The 19,864-nt window shown below is 64.0% G+C and carries 17 protein-coding genes and 1 pseudogene; 6 read left to right on the forward strand and 12 right to left on the reverse strand.

From position 1 onward, the window contains the following. Genes cobN through OH705_RS17945 form a run of 3 tightly spaced genes read left to right on the forward strand, consistent with a single transcriptional unit; the run spans window position 1 to window position 5,431 of the window. Window positions 1-3,762 (forward strand): cobaltochelatase subunit CobN, encoded by a 3,762-nt coding sequence (gene cobN / locus OH705_RS17935; protein WP_267302669.1) that lies wholly within the window; start codon window positions 1-3, stop codon window positions 3,760-3,762. A 2-nt stretch (window positions 3,763-3,764) separates the two neighbouring features. Then, the gene (locus tag OH705_RS17940; protein WP_267302670.1) at window positions 3,765-4,763 is read left to right on the forward strand and encodes an ATP-binding protein; all 999 of its coding nucleotides are present in this window, start codon (window positions 3,765-3,767) and stop codon (window positions 4,761-4,763) included. Between the two features lie 53 nt (window positions 4,764-4,816). Beyond that, on the forward strand, window positions 4,817-5,431 hold the full coding sequence (locus tag OH705_RS17945; RefSeq protein ID WP_081941271.1) for a vWA domain-containing protein: 615 nt from the start codon (window positions 4,817-4,819) through the stop codon (window positions 5,429-5,431). A gap of 103 nt (window positions 5,432-5,534) precedes the next feature. Here the strand turns inward: OH705_RS17945 and OH705_RS17950 are convergent, their stop codons facing one another. Then, a complete protein-coding gene (locus OH705_RS17950; RefSeq protein ID WP_023631096.1) occupies window positions 5,535-5,801 on the reverse strand; it encodes a hypothetical protein in 267 nt (88 codons plus the stop codon). Between the two features lie 332 nt (window positions 5,802-6,133). Between OH705_RS17950 and OH705_RS17955 the strand changes: the two genes are divergently transcribed. Then, the gene (locus tag OH705_RS17955; protein ID WP_023631095.1) at window positions 6,134-7,459 is read left to right on the forward strand and encodes a sigma-54 dependent transcriptional regulator; all 1,326 of its coding nucleotides are present in this window, start codon (window positions 6,134-6,136) and stop codon (window positions 7,457-7,459) included. A 26-nt stretch (window positions 7,460-7,485) separates the two neighbouring features. Here the strand turns inward: OH705_RS17955 and OH705_RS17960 are convergent, their stop codons facing one another. From OH705_RS17960 to OH705_RS29355, 11 genes and pseudogenes are all read right to left on the reverse strand, one after another. Then, window positions 7,486-9,681: an LTA synthase family protein gene (locus OH705_RS17960; RefSeq protein WP_094012019.1), complete on the reverse strand. Its 2,196-nt coding sequence runs from the start codon at window positions 9,679-9,681 to the stop codon at window positions 7,486-7,488. A gap of 126 nt (window positions 9,682-9,807) precedes the next feature. Then, complete coding sequence (locus tag OH705_RS17965; protein WP_094012020.1) at window positions 9,808-11,088, reverse strand: hypothetical protein; 1,281 nt, start codon at window positions 11,086-11,088, stop codon at window positions 9,808-9,810. Between the two features lie 46 nt (window positions 11,089-11,134). Next, window positions 11,135-11,872: a hypothetical protein gene (locus tag OH705_RS17970; protein WP_094012021.1), complete on the reverse strand. Its 738-nt coding sequence runs from the start codon at window positions 11,870-11,872 to the stop codon at window positions 11,135-11,137. A gap of 33 nt (window positions 11,873-11,905) precedes the next feature. Further along, the gene (locus tag OH705_RS17975) at window positions 11,906-12,586 is read right to left on the reverse strand and encodes a C39 family peptidase (RefSeq protein WP_094012022.1); all 681 of its coding nucleotides are present in this window, start codon (window positions 12,584-12,586) and stop codon (window positions 11,906-11,908) included. 62 nt (window positions 12,587-12,648) lie between these two features. Then, window positions 12,649-13,965: a heme utilization protein gene (locus OH705_RS17980; RefSeq protein ID WP_267302671.1), complete on the reverse strand. Its 1,317-nt coding sequence runs from the start codon at window positions 13,963-13,965 to the stop codon at window positions 12,649-12,651. Between the two features lie 52 nt (window positions 13,966-14,017). Continuing rightward, window positions 14,018-14,590 (reverse strand): adhesin, encoded by a 573-nt coding sequence (locus OH705_RS17985; RefSeq protein WP_104443750.1) that lies wholly within the window; start codon window positions 14,588-14,590, stop codon window positions 14,018-14,020. A 1-nt stretch (window position 14,591) separates the two neighbouring features. Beyond that, a complete protein-coding gene (locus tag OH705_RS17990) occupies window positions 14,592-15,032 on the reverse strand; it encodes a hypothetical protein (protein ID WP_267302672.1) in 441 nt (146 codons plus the stop codon). A 298-nt stretch (window positions 15,033-15,330) separates the two neighbouring features. Beyond that, the gene (locus OH705_RS17995; RefSeq protein ID WP_094012026.1) at window positions 15,331-15,882 is read right to left on the reverse strand and encodes an AAA family ATPase; all 552 of its coding nucleotides are present in this window, start codon (window positions 15,880-15,882) and stop codon (window positions 15,331-15,333) included. Further along, window positions 15,879-16,445 carry a nicotinamide riboside transporter PnuC gene (pnuC, locus tag OH705_RS18000; RefSeq protein WP_094012027.1) on the reverse strand — a complete coding sequence of 189 codons (567 nt, stop codon included), beginning with the start codon at window positions 16,443-16,445 and terminating at the stop codon, window positions 15,879-15,881. Before pnuC ends, OH705_RS17995 begins: the two co-directional genes overlap by 4 nt. A 98-nt stretch (window positions 16,446-16,543) precedes the next feature. Then, window positions 16,544-17,278: a methyl-accepting chemotaxis protein gene (locus OH705_RS29350; RefSeq protein WP_411829637.1), complete on the reverse strand. Its 735-nt coding sequence runs from the start codon at window positions 17,276-17,278 to the stop codon at window positions 16,544-16,546. Between the two features lie 138 nt (window positions 17,279-17,416). Then, window positions 17,417-18,178 (reverse strand): annotated as a pseudogene (locus OH705_RS29355) (cache domain-containing protein); the annotation flags it as partial. Window positions 18,179-18,477: 299 nt separating this feature from the next. Here OH705_RS29355 and OH705_RS18010 point away from each other — a divergent pair. Then, window positions 18,478-19,308 carry an undecaprenyl-diphosphate phosphatase gene (locus tag OH705_RS18010; protein ID WP_094012029.1) on the forward strand — a complete coding sequence of 277 codons (831 nt, stop codon included), beginning with the start codon at window positions 18,478-18,480 and terminating at the stop codon, window positions 19,306-19,308. After that, on the forward strand, window positions 19,301-19,726 hold the full coding sequence (locus tag OH705_RS18015; RefSeq protein ID WP_267302673.1) for a DUF1294 domain-containing protein: 426 nt from the start codon (window positions 19,301-19,303) through the stop codon (window positions 19,724-19,726). The genes OH705_RS18010 and OH705_RS18015 overlap by 8 nt, the downstream gene beginning before the upstream one ends. Window positions 19,727-19,864: the final 138 nt, after the last annotated feature.

Genomic DNA, 19,864 nt, shown 5'->3' on the forward strand with positions numbered 1-19,864 from the left:
ATGCACCTGCTGCGGACCCAGCCGGGCGGTTTTGTGCCGGACGACAGCATCGCCGACCTCGGCCAGACCCCTGCCGAACTGGTGATCCTCTGCAGCGGTGATTCGCACCTGGCGCTGCTCGCCGAAACCGCCGAGCAGTTGCCGGCGGATTTCCTCAGCGTGCGCCTGGCTAACCCGATGCAGGTGCAGAACCACGCCTCGGTCGACCTGTATGTCGACCAGGTGCTGCGCCATGCCAAGGTGATCCTTGTGTCGCTGCATGGCGGCGTCGGTTACTGGCGCTACGGTGTCGAACAACTGGTGGCGTTGGCGGCGCAGGGCGTGCAATTGATCCTGGTCCCCGGCGACGACCGGCCCGACCCGGAGCTTACCGGGCTGGGCACGGTACGCGGCGAACAGGCCGAGCGCCTCTGGCATTACTTGCGCCAGGGCGGCAAGGCCAATGCACTGAACCTGTTCAACTGCCTGGCCAGCCAGTGGCTGGGGCGCGCCTACCCCTGGGACGAACCGCAGCCTTTGCCGCGCACGGTGGTCTACCACCCGGGCAAGGCTAGCGCACGGCTCGAGGACTGGTACACCGAATGGCACCCGGAGTACCCGGTGGCGCCGCTGCTGTTCTACCGCTCTCACCTGCAGGCGGCCAACACCGCGTTCATCGATGTGTTCTGCCTGCGCCTGCAGGCTTGCGGCCTGAATCCGTTACCGATCGCCGTGGCCAGCCTCAAGGAACGCGCTTGCCTGGACCAGGTCGAGGCCTGGCTTGACGAAGTGCAGGCCGAGGTGGTGATCAACACCACCGGCTTCGCTCTGTCCAGCCCCGAACAGCCCAATCTGCGCCCGCTGCGTCGCGACGTGCCGGTGTTGCAGGCGATCTGCGCCCAGGACAACCAGCCCGGCTGGGAGCAGAGCGAGCAGGGCCTCGGCGCCCGCGACCTGGCGATGCACATCGCCTTGCCCGAGCTGGACGGGCGCATCATCACCCGGCCGGTGAGTTTCAAGGACCTGGCCTGGCGCAGCGAGCGCAGCCAGTCCGACGTGGTCTGCTACCGCGCCCACCCCGAACGCATGGATTTCGTCGCCGAACTGGCGCGGCGCTGGGTGACCCTGGCGCGCCTGGACAACCAGAAGAAGCGCGTGGCCCTGGTGCTGGCCAACTATCCGACCCGCGACGGGCGCATCGGCAACGGAGTCGGCCTCGACACCCCAGGCGCGGCATTGAATATCCTCAAGGCCCTGCAGGCGCAGGGTTATCCGGTAGCCGGCCTGCCCGACAGCGGCACCGAGTTGATCCACCAGTTGCTTGGCGGTGTGACCAACGACCTCGATCATCTTGACCAGCGCCCTTGCGCCCAGAGCCTGGCCCTGGCCGACTACCACAGCGCCTTCGCCGCATTACCCGAGGCCAACCAGCGCGCCGTGCTGGAGCGCTGGGGGCCGCCTGAGCAGGATCCGATGTTCCGCAGCGGGCGCATGATGGTCGCTGGCCTGCGCTACGGCCTGACCTTCGTCGGCATCCAGCCGGCGCGGGGCTACCAGGTGGACCACAGCGCCGTATACCACGACCCGGACCTGGTGCCGCCGCACGGCTACCTGGCGTTTCACTTCTGGTTGCGCAACGGCTACGCCGCCGATGCGTTGATCCATGTCGGCAAGCACGGCAACCTGGAATGGCTGCCGGGCAAGGGCGTGGGGCTGTCCGCCGAATGCTGGCCGGATGCGTTGCTCGGGCCGTTGCCCAACATCTATCCATTTATCGTCAATGACCCAGGCGAGGGTGCCCAGGCCAAGCGACGTACCCAGGCGGTGATCATCGACCACCTGATGCCGCCATTGACCCGCGCCGAGACCTACGGCCCGCTGCGCCACCTGGAACAGCTGGCCGACGAGTACTACGAAGCGCAGTTGCTCGATCCACGTCGCGCCAACGAGTTGCAGCGCGACATCCTCGCACTGGTCAAGGCCAACCACATCGACCGCGAACTGCAGCTTGAAGGGCAGCTGGAGGATGCTGCGGTGTGGTTGCCGCGCTTGGATACCTACCTGTGCGACCTCAAGGAGTCGCAGATCCGCGATGGCCTGCATGTATTCGGCCAGTCGCCCCAGGGGCGCCTGCGCAGCGACACGCTGCTGGCCCTGGTGCGGGTGGCTCGGGGAGATGGCAAGGGCGGCAATGCCAGCCTGATTCGCGTGCTGGCCAAGGCCTTGGCGTTGGGCTTCGATCCGTTGGACTGCGACCTGGGGCAGGCCTGGGACGGGCCGCGCCCGGGCCTGCTGCTGCAACTTGACAACAGCGCATGGCGCACCTGTGGTGATACCCGTGAGCGTCTGGAGTGCCTCGCGCTGACATTGATCGAGCAGGCATTGCAAGGGGCTGTGGCGTTGCCGGATGAAGACGGCTGGGCACCGGTGCGCGAGGTCTTGCAGGCACTGGTCGAACGGGTCGCGCCGGACCTGGACGCCTGTGGCGCCGCCGAGATGGACGGCCTGCTGGCCGCACTGGCCGGGCGTTTCGTCCCGGCAGGGCCCAGTGGCGCACCCAGCCGTGGCCGCCTGGACGTACTGCCCACCGGGCGCAACTTCTACACCGTCGATGTGCGTAACCTGCCGACCACCACGGCCTGGCGCCTGGGGTTTGCCTCGGCCAACCTGATCCTCGAGCGCCACCTGCAGGATCACGGCGACCACTTGCGTCAGCTGGGCCTGTCGGTGTGGGGCACGGCGACCATGCGCACCGGCGGCGACGACATCGCCCAGGCCCTGGCGCTGATGGGCGTGCGCCCGGTGTGGGCCACCGGCAGCCAGCGGGTCGACGACTTCGAGATCCTGCCATTGAGCCTGCTCGACCGGCCGCGGGTGGATGTGACGCTGCGAGTGTCGGGTTTCTTCCGCGACGCCTTCGGCAACCTGATCCGCCTGTTCGACGCCGCCGTGCAGGCGGTGGCCGCGCTGGACGAGCCGGACGACCTGAACCCCCTGGCCGCACGGGTGCGCGCCGAGCGTGAAGTGTTGCTCGGCGCCGGCATGGAGCTGGAGCAGGCGGCGCGGCAGGCCGGCTGGCGGGTATTCGGAGCCAAGCCGGGGGCGTATGGCGCCGGCGTGCAGAACGCCATCGACGGCCGGCTGTGGCACAGCCGCGACGACTTGGCCGAGGTCTATCTCAACCATGGTGGCTACGCCTACGGCGCCAGCGACGAGGGCACACCGGCCCGCGCCGCGTTCGCCCAGCGCCTGGCGCAGGTGCAGGCCGTGCTGCAGAACCAGGACAACCACGAGCACGACCTGCTCGACTCCAACGACTACTACCAATTCCAGGGCGGCATGCTGGCGGCGGCCGAAACCCTGGCCGGTACCGCGCGAGCCAGCTACCACGGCGATCACAGCCAGGCTGACCGGCCGCGGGTGCGGACCCTGAAGGAAGAACTCAACCGAGTGATGCGTGCCCGCGCGCTCAATCCGAAATGGATCGACGGCGCCAAGCGTCATGGCTATAAAGGTGCGTTCGAGCTGGCGGCGACGGTCGACAACCTGTTTGCCTTCGACGCCACCACCCACCTGATCGACGACCATCATTACCAGGGCCTGGCCGACGCCTATGTGCTCGACCCGGCCACCCGTGACTTCATGCGCGAGCACAACCCCGAAGCCCTGCGCGACCTTACCGAGCGTTTGCTGGAAGCCCAGCAGCGCGGGTTGTGGCAAGAACCGGGCTACTATCGCGAAAGCCTCGAGCAGCAGTTGCTCGCCGGCGAGGAAGACAGCTGAACATGAGCGAACCCGTACAATTCCCCCTGGCCGCCGTGGTCGGCGCCGACGACCTCAAGCTTGCGCTGTGCCTGACGGCGATAGACCCGAAGATCGGTGGCGTGTTGATCGAAGGCCCCCGGGGCATGGCCAAGAGCACCCTGGCAAGGGGCCTGGCCGATTTACTGGGCGACGGCCCGTTCGTGACCCTCCCACTGGGGGCGACCGAGGAGCGGCTGGTCGGCACCCTCGACCTCGATGCCGCGTTGAGCCAAGGCCAGGCGCGGTTCTCGCCGGGTGTGCTGGCCCATGCCGACGGCGGCGTACTGTACGTCGACGAAGTCAACCTGCTGCCCGACCCCTTGGTGGACCTGCTGCTGGACGTGGCGGCCAGTGGTACCAACCGTATCGAGCGCGATGGCATCTCACATCGGCATGCCGCCCGGTTCGTGCTGATCGGCACGATGAACCCGGAGGAGGGCGAGCTGCGGCCGCAACTGCTCGACCGGTTTGGCCTGAACGTGGCCTTGGAGGGCCTGCCCGCGCCCGAAGCACGGCAGCAGATCATCCGCCGCCGCCTGGCCTTCGACAGCGACCCACAGGCATTCTGTGCCCAGTGGGCGCCTCAGCAGGCCGCACTGCGCCAGCGTTGCCAGGCCGCGCGCGAGCAATTGTCGTCGATCGCCCTGGATGACCAGGCCCTGGCCTGGATCACCGAGCGGTGTTTTGCCGCCGGGGTGGACGGCATGCGTGCGGATCTGGTGTGGCTGCGGGCTGCACGGGCTCACGCCGCCTGGCGTGGCAATGCAGTGATCGAGGAAGCGGATGTGGAAGCGGTTGCCGACTTCGCCTTGCGCCATCGTCGTCGCGCTCACGCACCGCAGGCGCAGGCCGCCACGGCGGGCGAGCCACCTCGGCCGCAGCAAGCGCAAGGCGGGCAGGGTGACTGGGGCGCCTTGCCGCCCCAGCCGATGGCGACGGGCGCACGCCGCGAGGTGCCGAACTGGGCAAAAAAGCCCTGAGCATCCGCTCGCGCCATGCCCAGGCGGCGGATGCCAAGCCCCGTGTCGGCAATTTGACAGGTAGTGCCCGGGGCCGCCCGCGTACGGCCGAGACCGGCCGCATCGCTTGGCTGACGACCTTGCTCAAGGGGCGCCCGCGCCAGCATCGCGACCTGTGCTGGCAACAGCGCCAGGCCCAAGCGCCGGAGCTTTGGCTGGTGATCGTCGATGCATCGGCTTCCACCCGCCGCAACCAGGCACTGACACAAGCCAAAGGCCTGCTGGCCGGATTGTTCGATGAAGCCTATCGGCAACGGGCGCGCCTGGCCTTGCTCACCGTCAGTGGCGACAAGCCGCAATGGCAGCTGCATGGTCTCAAGGCCTCGGCGGCACTGCAGCCGTGGTTGCAGGGGCTGGGGGCTGGCGGTGGCACGCCGTTACCAACAGCGCTCGAGGAGGCGCGCCAGTGGTTGCTGGCGCGGAGCAAGCGCCTGCCCCTGGAGACCCAGCGCTGCCTGGTACTGACCGATGGCCGCCTGCTGCAGGAAGCCCCAATGCAGCCGTTACCGTGCAGCACGTTGTTGGTGGACATGGAACGGGCGGCGGTGCGAGTAGGCCGCGCCCGACAACTTGCCGAACAACTGCATGCCGAATACCGGCATATTGAGCAGTTCAGCGTGGTCGATTGAGCATGTAACTGCGACAGGATGTCGCAATTGAAAAGTTATATTCGTGGTCTCTGAAAGTTGACCAAGTGCGTGGTAGCCACGCACTTGTTACAGGCTGCCTTGTTTATTTGGGCATCGACCAGGGTTGCAGGTCGTACCCTTTGCCGGACAGTTCGGCTCGCACTTCCTCGATCAGGCTGGCCCATTGCGCAGGGTCCGAGTAGACCCGCGAGGACACTTGCTTGCTGCCGATACGGGTGCTGGTCCGGTCGACCACTGCCAGGCTCAGTTCACCAGTACCGTTGGGGGCATCCCAGGCTACGCACTGGAAGGGTTCGAAGGCGTGGTCGGCGATCAGCAGTGCTTCGTTGACACGGAGCGGGGCGTTCATGGTTCGGTCTCTCTCATGGTCCCAAACAGCGAAATATTGTTCCGCGGTGTTATTCCTCAACAGGTTACAACGCGGGGTTATTTGTACTGATGCTCCAGGTCAGGGTTCAAGTCACAAGGCCGGTGATTTTTTTTATTGACGATCATTCGTCCTTGCGAGCCGCTGCGCCTATGACGTGCAAGGATGGAGATAATTCCCGAGTGGGCAGAGTGCGCGGCAGGCGGGCTGACCAACGGTAGTGGGGAGCGTCAAGTTAATTGCTACTGTTAATTCGGGCGTCGCAACTGTCTGTTTATAGGTAAAAAACCAATAACTGGCGCCAAGGAAAGGTCATGCTTGAACCTGCATCCCATCGCCGCCTGCTGATCGTCGACCCCTGCGACGATTGCCACCGCCTGTTGCCAGGCTTGCGCAGTGTCGGCTGGGATGTCCGAAGTTGCACGCTCGAGGCGGCGCTGGAGCAACCCTGCGATGTTGGCCTGGTGCGCTTGCAAGCCTCGCACCTGCTGCACCCCGAGGCGGTCAAGGACCTGATCAAGCGCAGCAATACCGAGTGGATCGCCGTGCTCAGCGCCGAGGAACTGCGCCTGCAGAATGTCGGCGATTTCGTCTGCGAGTGGTTTTTTGACTTCCATACGCTGCCGTTCGATGTCTCCCGGGTGCAGGTCACCCTGGGGCGTGCCTTTGGCATGGCACGCCTGCGCGGCAAGGGCACGGTGCGCGTCGATGAGCCCGAGCACGAGCTGCTGGGTGAAAGCCGGCCGATCCGCGAGTTGCGCAAGCTGCTCGGCAAGCTGGCGCCGACCGAGTCACCGGTGCTCATCCGTGGCGAAAGCGGAACCGGCAAGGAACTGGTGGCGCGCACCCTGCACCGGCAATCACACCGCCGCGACAAACCTTTTATTGCCATCAATTGCGGGGCGATCCCGGAACACCTGATCCAGTCCGAGCTGTTCGGCCATGAAAAGGGCGCTTTCACCGGAGCCCACCAGCGCAAGGTGGGGCGCATCGAAGCGGCCAATGGCGGCACCCTGTTTCTCGACGAAATCGGTGACCTGCCCTTGGAGTTGCAGGCCAATCTGTTGCGCTTTCTCCAGGAAAAACACATCGAACGGGTGGGCGGTAATCAGCCCATCGCGGTCGACGTCAGGGTTCTGGCGGCCACCCATGTGGACCTGGAAAAAGCCATTGCCTTGGCGCGATTTCGCGAAGACCTTTACTACCGCCTGAATGTCCTGCAAGTGGTGACCGCGCCGCTGCGTGACCGACATGGTGACCTGTCGATGCTGGCCAGCCATTTCTCGCAGTTTTACAGCGCGGAGACGGGCAGGCGGCCCCGCTCGTTCAGCGACGGTGCCCTGGCGGCAATGGGACGGCACGATTGGCCGGGCAATGTGCGCGAGTTGGCCAACCGGGTGCGACGTGGCCTGGTGCTGGCCGAGGGACGGCAGATCGAGGCCCAGGACCTGGGACTGCAGGACCTGCAGGAACAGGACCAGCCGCTGGGCACGCTCGAGGACTACAAGCATCGCGCAGAGCGGCAGGCGTTGTGCGATGTGCTGAACCGGCACAGTGACAACCTGAGCATCGCGGCCAAGGTGCTGGGTGTGTCGCGGCCGACGTTCTACCGGTTGTTGCACAAGCACCAGATTCGTTGAGCAACCACGCTGTCGATCGCGGGGCCTCAGCTCGATTGAGCAAGATGGCCGTCCGCCAGTTCCTCCACCGTCTCTGGCTCATCGGGCAGCGCGGTGATCACGCTGAAGTCGCTGACCTCCACTTCGCCGCCGCCATACCCCAACAGGTGGAAGGAAAACGCCTTGCGCACGGTGGGGTTGTCGAAATCGAACTGCATTTCCAGCGGCTCATCGGCCGTTACTCGAATCTCTTCGGGCAAGCCAAGCTGCACATCCTGCTCAAGCTCCTTGGCCTTGAGCCGGATGTACGCGGCGTGGCGCGGATCCAGCGCTCGTACCTTGAGACGTACCCGGGTGCGGGTGCCTTCGGGCATCTCCAGGTATTGCGCGCCGATCAGGTTGTCGGCCCAGTCATCCCTGATGCGCTCAGCCAGGGCGATGGGGGAGGGGCCGCCGAACTGGTAGCGCAGGTTGAGCGGAGTCTGCAGCAACGACTGGTCGAGGCCGGTGGCCAGCAGGCCGATCTGCGCTCCTAGGCCGTCGTCTCCACGGCCAACGAATTTGGCCTGGTCGGCAATGAAACCGGGGCTGGCATAGCGTCGGCAGCGCTGCTGGAAATCGCACTCGCTGAGGGTGCCCTGGCCATCGTGGTAGCGCAGCATGCCGTTGGTGTAGGAAATCATCTCGCGGCCACTGTCATAGTCGCGGTACAGCGAGCGCCCGGCCAACGCCGCAGGGATCGGCAGGGCGAAATAGTCGAGCAGGGAGGTGCTCAGGTCGACGTGGCCGTAGGTGCCCTGCTTGAGCCTGGGCAGTTGGGCCTGCTCCGGCGCGAGCGTGAGGTTGAAGCCCCAGGCCGAAGCCAGGCGCACGCCATCGATGCCGTGGGATTCGTCGGAGGTGACGATCACCAAAGTGTCTTCCAGCACGCCCTGGCGCTCGAGACCGTCGAGAAAACTGCCCAAGGCATCGTCCAGGTAGGCCACCGCAGCTTGCTTGGGCGTATCGAAGCGTTGCAGATAGGACTCCGGCGCCGAATACGGCTGGTGAGTGCCGACCGTGAGCAGGGTGAGCATCCAGGGTTTTGGTTGCTTGCGCAGCTCACCAACATAGTCGAGCGCACCCTCGAAGAACGCGCGGTCGTCCTTGCCCCAGGGGAATTCCAGGTAGTTGTCGTTAGCGAACCACTCCAGCCCATGCACCGTGTCGAAGCCGATGTGCGGCATGATCCGGTCCTTGGCCATGAAACGCAGCCCGGCGCCTTGCAGGTAATGGGTGGCGAAGCCGGCTTCGCGCAGCTGGGCAGGCAGGCAGGCCTGGTTGCGTTGCTGCTGGGTCAGCAGCTCGACCCCCTTGGGCGTGCCGTTGGCCAGCTTGTCATAGTCGCCGCAGAGCATCGCGTACAGGCCGCGAATGGTCTGGTGCGTGTGCAATACATAGTCGGGGGTGTTCATGCCGCGCTCGGCCCACTGGCTCAGACGCGGCATCAGGTCCTGCTGGTAGTGGCTGCCCAGTGCCTCGCGGTTGGGGCGCAGGTAAGCGCCGGGGATGCCCTCGACGGTGATGATCAGCAGGTTGCGCGCCTTGCCCGGTGCGTCGAGCAGCTTGACGCCATTGAGGTCGGACTGGGTCAGGCCGGCGCTGGACAGCGCCGTGACTGCCGGCACCCGGCCCATACGGCTCAAGGCCTGATGCTGGACCTTGCCCACCGCCGTCGACAGCGCCTGGTGGGTGAGGCCGTATTGGCGCCATTGGTCGGCGTCCGAAGGGGCCAGCTGCTGGCCGCCCCAGTGCAGGCCGAACAGCGCCAGGGGCACGGCCCAGAGTCGCCGTGGCAATGGCGCGCCGGCTGGCGATCGCCATACGCTTGCCAGCCAGGCGCCGAGGCCGGCGACCAGCAGGACGGGGAGCCAGGCATGGGCCAGTCCGCCGCCGGTGGAGTTTTCCATGAACTGCGGGTCGATCAGGTAGGCCAGGTCGTCGACCGTGGGCAGCCTGCCGACGGCGCTGACCAGCTCGGCGGATGCCACCCACAGGCCGCCCCAGGCCAATAGCAGCGGCAGGGCCAGCCACCAGGGGCGCCGCTGCAGGAGCAGGACCAACAGGCTGCCGATGGCGAGGTCAGACAGGTAGCCGAAGGGGTTGGACCAGCCCAGCAGCGCGCGCGCGGTCAGGGGTATCACCAGCACCAGGATTGCCAGGGTGGCAAGGCGGGCGCGAGGGGGACCGAGCAGGTTGTTCACGAAACTTTCCTTAATGCCATTAAACCGTCACAAAAGTGTGCCGGATGATAACAGGCTGGTGCCGGGAAAGTCGGGCGCTACAAAACCGGTAACCAAATGCCGGGCCCGTGCGCGGGCCCGGAGTGGTCAGAAGTAGTAGGGGAATTTCAGGCTGAACGAGAAGTCTGGCGAGTCTTCGGTCAGGCCGATGGAGAGGTTGGGCACGATGGTCAGGTTGTCGGTGGCAGCGAAGGTCAGGCCGACGTTGAAGTTGGCGGCGTTGTAGTCGCTGTTGGTGATCGACTGCCAGTCGCCGCCGTCGCGTTTGATCTTGCTTTTGCTGGCGAATTGGTCGGTGACCGAGAATGACATGCTCATCCGCTCGTTCAGGGCAAAGGCGATCCCCCCGCCGATCTGCCAGGAATCTCCGAGTTTCACGTCACCTGGGACCTTGCTGTTGACTTCCGGGCTGATGTCGCTGAACGAGTCCTGCATGTTGTAGGTGTAAGACAGGCTGGCGAAGAGAACGGCTGGGTCGAACGTCTTGACCAGCGAAATCCCTGGGGTGATCGACCAGACACCATTGCCGGTGGGCAGGCTTTCAGGCACCGCCAGGTTGTCGTTGGCCGTATCCCTGATCAGCTTGATGCCGTAAGGATCCTTGCCGGTGGGGGCCTTGACCCGCAGTGTCGCGACCGCGTCGGGCCAGTTTTCCGACTCGTCGAGGAACTTGTAGGCTACCCCCACGTTGATATCGCCGATGGTGGGGTCTCGGGTTACCGTGGCATCCGAGGCGGTGGAGCCGACGCCGCTTACCCCGCCGGAAGAATAGGTCGACTCCCGGTACACGATTGGCACGTTTATGTCGAACTGCCAGCGCTGGTCCAGGTTGTAGCGGGCTGTCAGGTCCAGTGTCCAGTTATCGGCCTTGATGCGGTCGAGGTTGATGTTGCCAAGGAAGATCGAGTCCAGAGCGAGGAAACCGTTGAGGGTCAGGGCGCGAGTGTCGTAGTGGGTATAGGTCACGCCGGTCTCGACGCTGAACTTGCCGCCGCCGAAGAAGCCGCTGGCTTCGTCATACAGGTTGGAAACACTTTGCGCAGGCTCGGAGTCGTCCTTGAGCGATTGACCATAGGAGCTGCCTGCATTGCCCGGAGTGCCAGACGCAACCGTTTGGGCGCCTTTGGCCGGTTCCGAGGGGGACCTTGTCAGGCGCCTGGGCGGCGGCGCCGCCGGGGTCTCTTCTACTTGCCGCACGCGCTGCTCGAGCACCATCAGGGCATTCTGCTGGGCTTCGTAGCGTTGCTTCAGCTCCCGCAACTCCTGCTTCAGTGCCTCGACCTGAGGGTCCGGTGCTGCGTAGAGCAATGTCGCGGGTGCCAAGGTACTCAGACAGACTACAGCTCTGAACGTCAACGATCGGTGCATGGGTTAGCCGTCCCTTCAGACTACATACGATGAGAGTCAGCGTAGATCAGTATCCGAGAGCGCGAAGGCCTTTGAGCTGGTCAAGATTGCCGTTCAGCGCGGCGTCAGGCACGTTGTCGCGCAGCACGACGTTGAGGGACGTCAGGTTGCTGACCTGGTTGCCGTTGCCGAGCAATGTCGCGTTCTGCATCAACCCACCCTGGGCGATGCGTTGCAGGGCACTGCCCTGGTTGTTGTTGGCCACCACGTCGAGCTGCACGCCGGTGCCGCTGGCCGATACGCTCAGCGAGCCGGCGCCGTTGCTGCCAACCAGTGTGGAACCTGCGGCCAGTACCTGGCCCTGCTGTGGCGTATCGGGAGCCTGGTTGGCCTTGGTGACGTTGATATCGACGTTGTTGTAGGCGGTATTGTTGTCCCCGGCGGCGCGCACTACCTGGGTGACACCGTCGGTCGTGTTCAGGCCCGCGCCGCCCGTGACGCTGCCGGTGCCTTGCGCGTTGCCCGAGCCGGAGCCTTTCTTGTCGATCATCGACACGTAGAATTGCGGTTTGATGGTCGACTGCTGGACCTGCATCGAGGTCTTGGCGCCGATGACATCGCCACTGGCGTTTTGCCAGGTGCTGGTCATTACCACGCCAAAACTGATGATCCGCCCCGGCATTACATAGCGCCCGCGCAGGTTCGCCAGCTCCTGGTCCTTCAGTTCAATGGGCTTGAAGGTCTCTGCCTGGATGGGCAGGGCGGCTGCCAGACAGATCAGGGTGAGCCATGCTGGAGTCTTCATGGGATGCTCCCGGAGCGTCGTGCTTGATTGTCATTAGAAGAAGTCGCTGCGGATGAAGCCAAAGTCCATCAGGTCAGCGTCCTTGACCGGGGTAAAGTTGTTGATCCGGCCCTTGGCGCTCAGCGGCAGAGGAGGGTCGAGCAAAGCATTGGTCTTGTCGTAACCCTGGCCGATCACGGCGAAGATGATGCCGTTCCAGCCCTTGAGGAAGTCCTCGACCTTGTAGCGCTTGTGCCCCAGGACCGGATCGCCGATATAGACCCAGCCTTTGTCGACCCGCTGCATGACCACGAAGTGCTTGTAGCCGCGGATGTCCATCAGCACCACCACGGGGATACGCACGCTATTCAGGGTTTCGGCGGCGACCCGGTAGCCGCGGGCACGCATGCCCAGGCTTTCCACGTAGCGTTTCATGTCGAGCATGGAGAAGCCCTGCACCCGCACCAGGTCCTGGTCGGCGTGAGCCAGCATGCCTTCGATGATGTGTTGTTCGTCCACATCCAGCCAGTAGGCCTGGCGCAGGATGGTTGCCAGCGCCGCGGCGCCGCAACTGAAATCGGTCTTCTGTTGCACCAGGTCGGCGAACTTGCGCTCACGGATGCTCTGGATGGGCTTGTAGATCACCGCACCCCCCGGCAAAACCGAAAGCGGCATCTGCGCCGCTTCGCTGTAACTGGCCATGCACAGCAAAAACGCCAAGGCGATCATCCGCATGGTCTTGCCCCCTGGTCCTGTTGAAGAAAGGCCCCCCGAAGGGGGCCTTATGGTTACAGCGCTCAGAACGAGGTGTTGGAGATGGCCAGCGAGTTGCTCTGCTGGTTGCCCACACCGGCGGCGACGTTGACGCCGAGGTTGCCGCTGCCACCGTTCACCGAGCCACTGAGGGTTGCGGTGTTGGTCACAGGGTTGGCCCAACCGGTAGGGGTCAGCACCTGGAACGACACGGTGTTGCTCAGGTCGTACGAGCTGGACTCGCTGTAGCTCTTCGAGCCGGACTTCGACGATTCGTTGGAGGCGCTGCCCGACTTCTCATAGGAGGAGTCGTAGGCTTTCTCGAACGCAGAGTCGCGAGCTTTTTCGTACGAGGAGCTGGAAGACTTCTCGTGCGACTTGTCATACGACGCGTCGATCGAGGCGGTCAGCGAAGCATCGAACGAGTCGGTGCGGCTGCGCTCGTGGCGGCCGTAGTCCTGGGTCTGGGTCACGCTGCCGCTTGCCGAGGCATCCAGCGAAGCGTTCAGAGAACCGCTTGCCGAGGAGCTCGAATCATGGCTACGCGAACCACTGGCGCTGGAGCTGTTGGAGCCACTGGCGTTCCAGCTGTTGGAGCCGGCGGCGTCCCAGCTCGACGAGGCGCTGCTGTCCTTGCTGTAGCTGGAATCCTTGTCGTACGAGGCGCTGCCACTTTTCGTGGTGGTGAGGGTCAGCGTATCGACCCGGTAGGTGCGGTCGGCGCTGTTGTTCACTACCAGGCCTGGGCCATTCTGGTCGGCAGAGGCGGTGGCGGTGGCATTGCCCAGTGGCGCATTGGAGTTGGCAATGGCCATGGTGTTTTTCTGTTGGTTCAGGTCGCCACCGGCAATGTTGATGCCCATGTTGCCGCTGCCGTTGTTGCCCGAGCCGCTCATGACGCCGGAGTTGGTGACACCGTAGTTGTTGACGCGGTTATTGTTGCTGTACTGACGTACGTCGGCGGTGGCCGAGGCGGAGCCGAACACGAAGCTGTTGTCCAGGCTCGAATCGGCGCCGGCGTTGGCGATGGCGGCGGCGTTGTCCTGTTGGTTGCCGGCGCCGGCCGCGACGTTGACACCGACGTTGCCGCTGGTGCCGGAGGCCGAGCTGCTCATTTCGGCTTCGTTCACCGTGCCTTCATTGTTGATGCGGTTGTTGGTGCTGCTTTGCTTGTCCCAGGCATTGGCGGTGGCATATACCGGGATCTTGGTAGGAGGAGGGGTGTGATGACCGTTGTTGTGGCCATTGTTATGGCCGTTGTTGTGGCCGCCACGTGGATCATTCTGCCCAGCTTGTACAGCCACAGCCATGATCGCAGCAATTGCGAAAACCAGAGGCTTGAGTGCCATCGAGGGTTTCATGGTGGTTCTCCGTACTTTGTTTTAGGTTAAGTGTTGTTGTTACCTGTTTGGGTCAATCTGCGACCCGGATGCTCAGGGTGTTGGCCGTTCGGTTTCCCACCCCTGCACTCTGATTCAACTGCACCACGCCACGGCTACCGGTGAATGCCTGGTCGCTGGTGCTGACCTGGCGATGGCCGGGTGTCTGGGCAGTTGAGTCCGAGCTGTTGATCAGCGCCACGTTCTGTTGCAGAAGGACGCTGTCATCGATGCTTTGCGGTTGGGCACTGACGCTGATGCGCAGTGCGTTGGCTTGCTGGTTGCTGGCGCCGGCGCTCTGGTTCACGCCCAGTACGCCGTTGCCGTGGCTGAAGGCGTCGCCCTGGATGCTGGCCCGAGCATCTATCGAGGGGTCGACAGGCGTGCGCAAGCGTTGGCGGATCTGGGTGCTGGCGTTGGCGTCATGGCCGATGGCGATAGCCCGGGCGTTGACCTGCTGTTGTTGGTCCCCGGCCGCCTGGTTGACACCCAGGTTGCCTTGGTACTGTGCGCCTGAACTGTCGATGGTGGCGTTGTTGATCACGGGGGATTGGGCAAAGGCCGGTGCACTGCATAACGTGGCCAGGATCAGCAGCGTATGCTTCATGTCACTGACCCCCGTTGAGGATCTTCAGGGCGCCCAGACCTTGCTGGACGTTCGAATTGACCATGTTGGCAATGCCATTGCCCGAGCCTGAGGCTCGCCCACCGGCAATGTTCGGCAGTTGCGTCTGGGTGCCGATATTGGCCCCGATGTTGTTGGTCTGTTGGCTGATCAGCGTGTTGATGCCTGCGCCGCTGCTGATACTGGCGAAGTCGCCGTCGCTCAGTTCGTTGGTCTGCTTGAGGATGTGCGCGGACGGGTTGGTGTTGACGGTGACAGGATTGGGATCGGGCACAAGCGGGGCGCGGGTGGCAATGCGCGGTTGCACATCACGGGTAATGATGACGAGCCCGTTATCGGCCTGGGCTGGCAGGCTGAAGCTAGAACCCAGTGCGCATCCGATCAGCAGGAGACGACAGACGTTGCCTTTATCAAGTTTCCCCACGATGGCAATTCCTTCTTCGGCGTGTTGGGCCTGGGCCGCGTTGCCAGAAGGAGAGCAGAAGCTGTGCCGGTTTTTGTTATTGCTTTTGAATCAGGTAGTTGAGGGGCTGGAGCTGGCGCGTCAAAGGATTGGTGTATCAGTGCTGAGACAGAGAGACGCCCCAGGAGCTGCCGGGCCCATTGAAGTCGGGCGCTGACAGGTTTTCGTCGAGGGTGTTTCACGGGTGTGACACTACCCCCGGATCTGGCGCAATACGCGCAAATCCGGGGGCCATGGCCCCACAGGGTGTATCAGCGGCTTAACATTCGGTGGGGCAGGTGGGGGATTTGCCGTCGAGCAGGCGCTGTACAACGCTCAACACCTTGGCGCTGCGTTGCGACCAGTCGCCATCGATCACCTGCACGTTCTGCCGGTTGCGTTGCAACCAGGCCAGGCTGTCGTCGAAGAACACCTGGCGCTCTTCCAGCCGGGGCTGGCAGCGCAGCCCGTCCCCGACCCATTCGACGCCCTCAGGGCGCAGCAGCAGGTGCAGGTCGTAATGGCGCGCCTGGATGGCCTGTTCCAGCCACTCGGGGCAATCGCCGAACAGTGCCCGGCTCCACAGGATATTGCTAAGCAGGTGGGTGTCGAGAATCAGCAGCTCCGGTGCCTGCGCCCGGCCCTGGTCTTCCCAGGCGAGTTGCCCACGGGCGATGGTGGGGATATCGGCGTAGCAGGTATCGCGCTGCTCGCGCTCCATGAAGTGGCGGACGTACTCACCCACCAGCACGCCACCGAAATGCGCCTGGATCTCTCCGCTCAGCCAGCTCTTGCCACTGGACTCCGGGCCGCACAGCACCAGGACCTTCATGCGCTGGCCAGCGCCGGGTCGCGGCGCCACTCCAGCCAGCCGCGCACGGCAATCAGGGTGAACAGGGCATACAACGCGGCGGTGAGGTAGAGGCCCTTGTAGAGGAACAGGCCGACGAAGACCACATCCACCACCACCCACAGCGCCCAGCACTGCAGGCGCTTCTGTGCCATCCACAGCTGGGCCACCAGGCTGAAGCCGGTAAGCGCGGCGTCGAGCCAGGGCTGGGCGGCGTCGGTCCAGTGGGCCATGGCGGCGCCCAGCAGCAGGCTGGCCAGCAGGCCGATCGACAGGCCCTTGAGCATCGTCACGGGTGCCAGGCTGGTCACCTGGCGGGCGTCCTCGACCCGATCCGGGCGGGTCCACTGCCACCAGCCGTACAGCTGCAGCACGGCGTAGACCAGTTGCAGGAGCATGTCCGAGTACAGCTTGACCTCGTAGAAGATCCAGCTATACAGCACCACCATCACCAGGCCGATCGGCCAGCACCAGGGATTTTGCTTGACGGTGAGCCAGACGGCGATGACGCCGAGCGCGGCGGCGAAGAGTTCGAGGCCGGACATCGGCGATCCTTGGACGGGGAAAGGGCGCGATGCTAACCGCTTCGAGCGACCGGCTTCAAGCGGCGGGCAGCATCCGAGCTACCCGCCGCCTGGCCCTGCTAGACCCTGAACTGGCGCAGCAACTGTTCCAGTTCATCGCTCAAGCGGGCAAGCGCCACCCCAGCGTCGCTGGACTGGCGGGCGGCCTCGGCGGTCTGTTGCGACAGGTCGGCGGTTTCGGTGACGTTGCGGTTGATTTCCTCGACCACATGCGACTGCTGCAAGGTGGCGCTGGCGATGGAGGCATTCAGCGCCCCCAGGTTGCCCAGTGCCTGGTTGATGGCGTCCAGGCTGCTACCGGCCTCGCGGGCTTGTTCGACGGTCTGGCGCGAGGCTTCGCTGCTGGTATCGATGGCCCGCACCGCGGCTTCGGACTGCCCCTGCAGATGCTCGATCATGGTCTGGATCTCGGCAGTCGACTGCGCCGAGCGCTGGGCCAGCAGGCGTACTTCGTCGGCGACCACGGCGAAGCCGCGCCCCTGCTCACCGGCGCGGGCGGCCTCGATGGCGGCATTGAGGGCAAGAAGGTTGGTCTGCTCGGCGATCGAGCGGATCACCTCGAGCACGCCGCCGATCTTCGTACTGTGGCTGGCCAGTTCGCGGATCACCTGTACTGCCTGGTCGATGGTCGCCGAGAGCCGGTCGATCTGTTGCAGGCTGCCGTGGATCGCCTGTTGGCCGTGGCCAACCTGCGTCTGGGCGTTGCGCATTTCGCTGGAGGCCTGCTCGGCGTGCTTGGCCACGTCATGCACGGCGTAGGAAACTTCGTTGATGGCGGTGGCCACCTGGTCCATCTGCAGCGATTGCTGGGCGCTGCGGGCCTGGGCGGAGCCTGCGTTGTCACCGACATGGCCGGCCGACTCGGCAAGGGCATGGGCTGCGCCCTGCAACTGGCCGATCACGCCCTGCAACTTACCGTTGAAGCGGTTGAAGTGTTCACCCAGCTGGGTGATCTCGTCGCGGCCGTGGGTGTCCAGGCGCCGGGTCAGGTCGCTTTCGCCACTGGCGATGTTGCCCATGGCCTGCACGGCCTCCTGCAGTGGCCGGGCGATGCTGCGGGCGATCAGCATCACCAGCAGGGCCATCAGCAGGGCAATGCCCAGGCCCAGCAGCGAGGCATCGCGCAACTGCCTGGCGAACTCGGCCTGCACGTCGTCGATGTAGACGCCCGAACCGATGATCCAGCCCCAGGGTTTGAACAGCTGGATATACGAGGTTTTCGCCACCGGTTCGCTGGCGCCGGGCTTGGGCCAGCGATAGTCGACGGGCCCCGCGCCCTGGCTGCGGGCCAGGGCGACCATCTCGTTGAACACGGCGAAGCCGTCGGGGTCACGGATGGCGGAGAGGTCCTGGCCATCGAGCTTGGGGTTGGCCGGGTGCATGACCATCTTCGGTTGCAGGTCGTTGATCCAGAAATAGTCGTTCTGGTCGTAGCGCAGCCCGCGCACCACTTGCAGGGCCTGCTGCTGAGCGGCCTCGCGGGTCAGCGTGCCGGCGGCCTCCAGGCCTTGGTAATGGGCCAGCACGCCGGCGGCGGTCTGTACCACGTGGCGGGTCTTCTCGGCCTTCGCCTGGTACAGACCGTCATGGATCTGGCGCAGCATCAGCAGGCCCAGCACCAGCAGCATGGCCACGGCCACCAGCAGGATCAGCCACAGGCGGCGGCTGATCGACATCGACCTCAGGGTCTTCATGATGCGTTACTCCAGTCTTGTTCTTTTTATCCAGGGCATCCAAGCATGCTTTGTCGCGGGCCCCCACTCGACCAACGGCTAATGCGTCGTTCTTGACATCCTCAGTTGCAGGTAACGCAAGCCTTGAAACATAGGCTCTGCTAGGATTTCGGCCGCGCCAGATGAAACCTTTAGGCGGCTGGTCTTTTCAGCTGGCTTTGGTGGTCCTTGCGCTGTAAAAAGCACGCGCCGCGTGCGGTATCAATTGTGTCAATCAAAACAAGCGGCCTGCCACGCGTAGCGTCGCACTTGGGGGAAAGATGGATTTGTGGAGTGCCTTGCAGGCGGTCATTCTGGGCGTGGTCGAGGGGCTGACGGAGTTCCTGCCCATTTCGAGCACCGGGCACCAGATCATTGTCGCCGACCTGATCAATTTTGGCGGCGATCGCGCCATGGCGTTCAACATCATTATCCAATTGGGTGCCATCCTGGCGGTGGTGTGGGAATTCCGGCGCAAGATCTTCGACGTGGTACTGGGCTTGCCCACGCAGGCGCCGGCACGGCGTTTCACCACCAACCTGCTGATTGCTTTCATTCCTGCCGTGATCTTGGGCGTGCTGTTTGCCGACCTGATTCATGAATACTTGTTCAACCCTATCACGGTCGCCGCCGCGTTGGTGGTCGGCGGGGTGATCATGTTATGGGCCGAGCGTCGTCAGCATCGGGTGGAGGTCGATCATGTTGACGAAATGCGCTGGAGTCATGCGTTGAAGATCGGTCTGGTGCAGTGCCTGGCGATGATTCCAGGTACCTCGCGCTCGGGGTCGACCATTATCGGTGGCTTGCTGTTCGGCCTTTCGCGCAAGGCAGCGACCGAATTTTCGTTCTTCCTGGCAATGCCCACCATGGTCGGCGCGGCGGTGTATTCGGGGTACAAGTACCGTGATCTGTTCCAGCCAGGCGATTTGCCGGTGTTCGCGATTGGTTTCGTGGTCTCGTTCATCTTTGCCATGATTGCCGTGCGCGGGTTGCTCAAGTTCATCGCCAACCACAGCTATGCGGTGTTTGCCTGGTACCGAATCGCCTTTGGTCTGCTGATCCTGGCGACTTGGGAGTTCGGTTGGGTCGATTGGTCGACGGCGCATGGTTGAGAGGGCCCGTTCGCAGCGTGCGCCCCGGCGTGGGGAGGGCGTGCGCAATGCACGCCTGAAGGGGCTGGTACTTGTGGTGCTGTGCCTGTTGCCGGTGCTCGGCGGCCTGCGGATGGGGTTGAGTGGCGGGAACTGGTTGCCGTTGGCGATGTATCCGGTGGTGAGTCTGGTCAGCCTGTTGTTGTACTGGCAGGACAAGCAGCAGGCGCGGACTCAGGCTTGGCGTACTCCGGAGAAAGTGCTGCATGCCAGCGAGCTGCTGGGGGGCTGGCCGGGGGCTTTGCTGGCGCAGCAGGTGTTTCGGCACAAGACTCGGAAGGTTTCCTATCAGGTTGTGTGTTGGGGGATTGTTCTGGTACATCAGGTGTTCTGGGTTGATTATTTGTTTTTGGCGGGGCGGTGGGGGGCTTTGATCTGACGGTTGTAGTTTTGGTTTTGGTTTTGGTTTTGGTTTTGAAAGTTGTATGCGCATTCATTTGTGATGTCGACGCTTATTCACCTTTCCGCCCTTACGGCGGGTCCCTTTTTGAAGGATCAAAAAGGAACCAAAAAATCC

This window comes from Pseudomonas sp. BJa3 (genome assembly GCF_026343815.1).
Lineage (GTDB): Bacteria > Pseudomonadota > Gammaproteobacteria > Pseudomonadales > Pseudomonadaceae > Aquipseudomonas > Aquipseudomonas soli.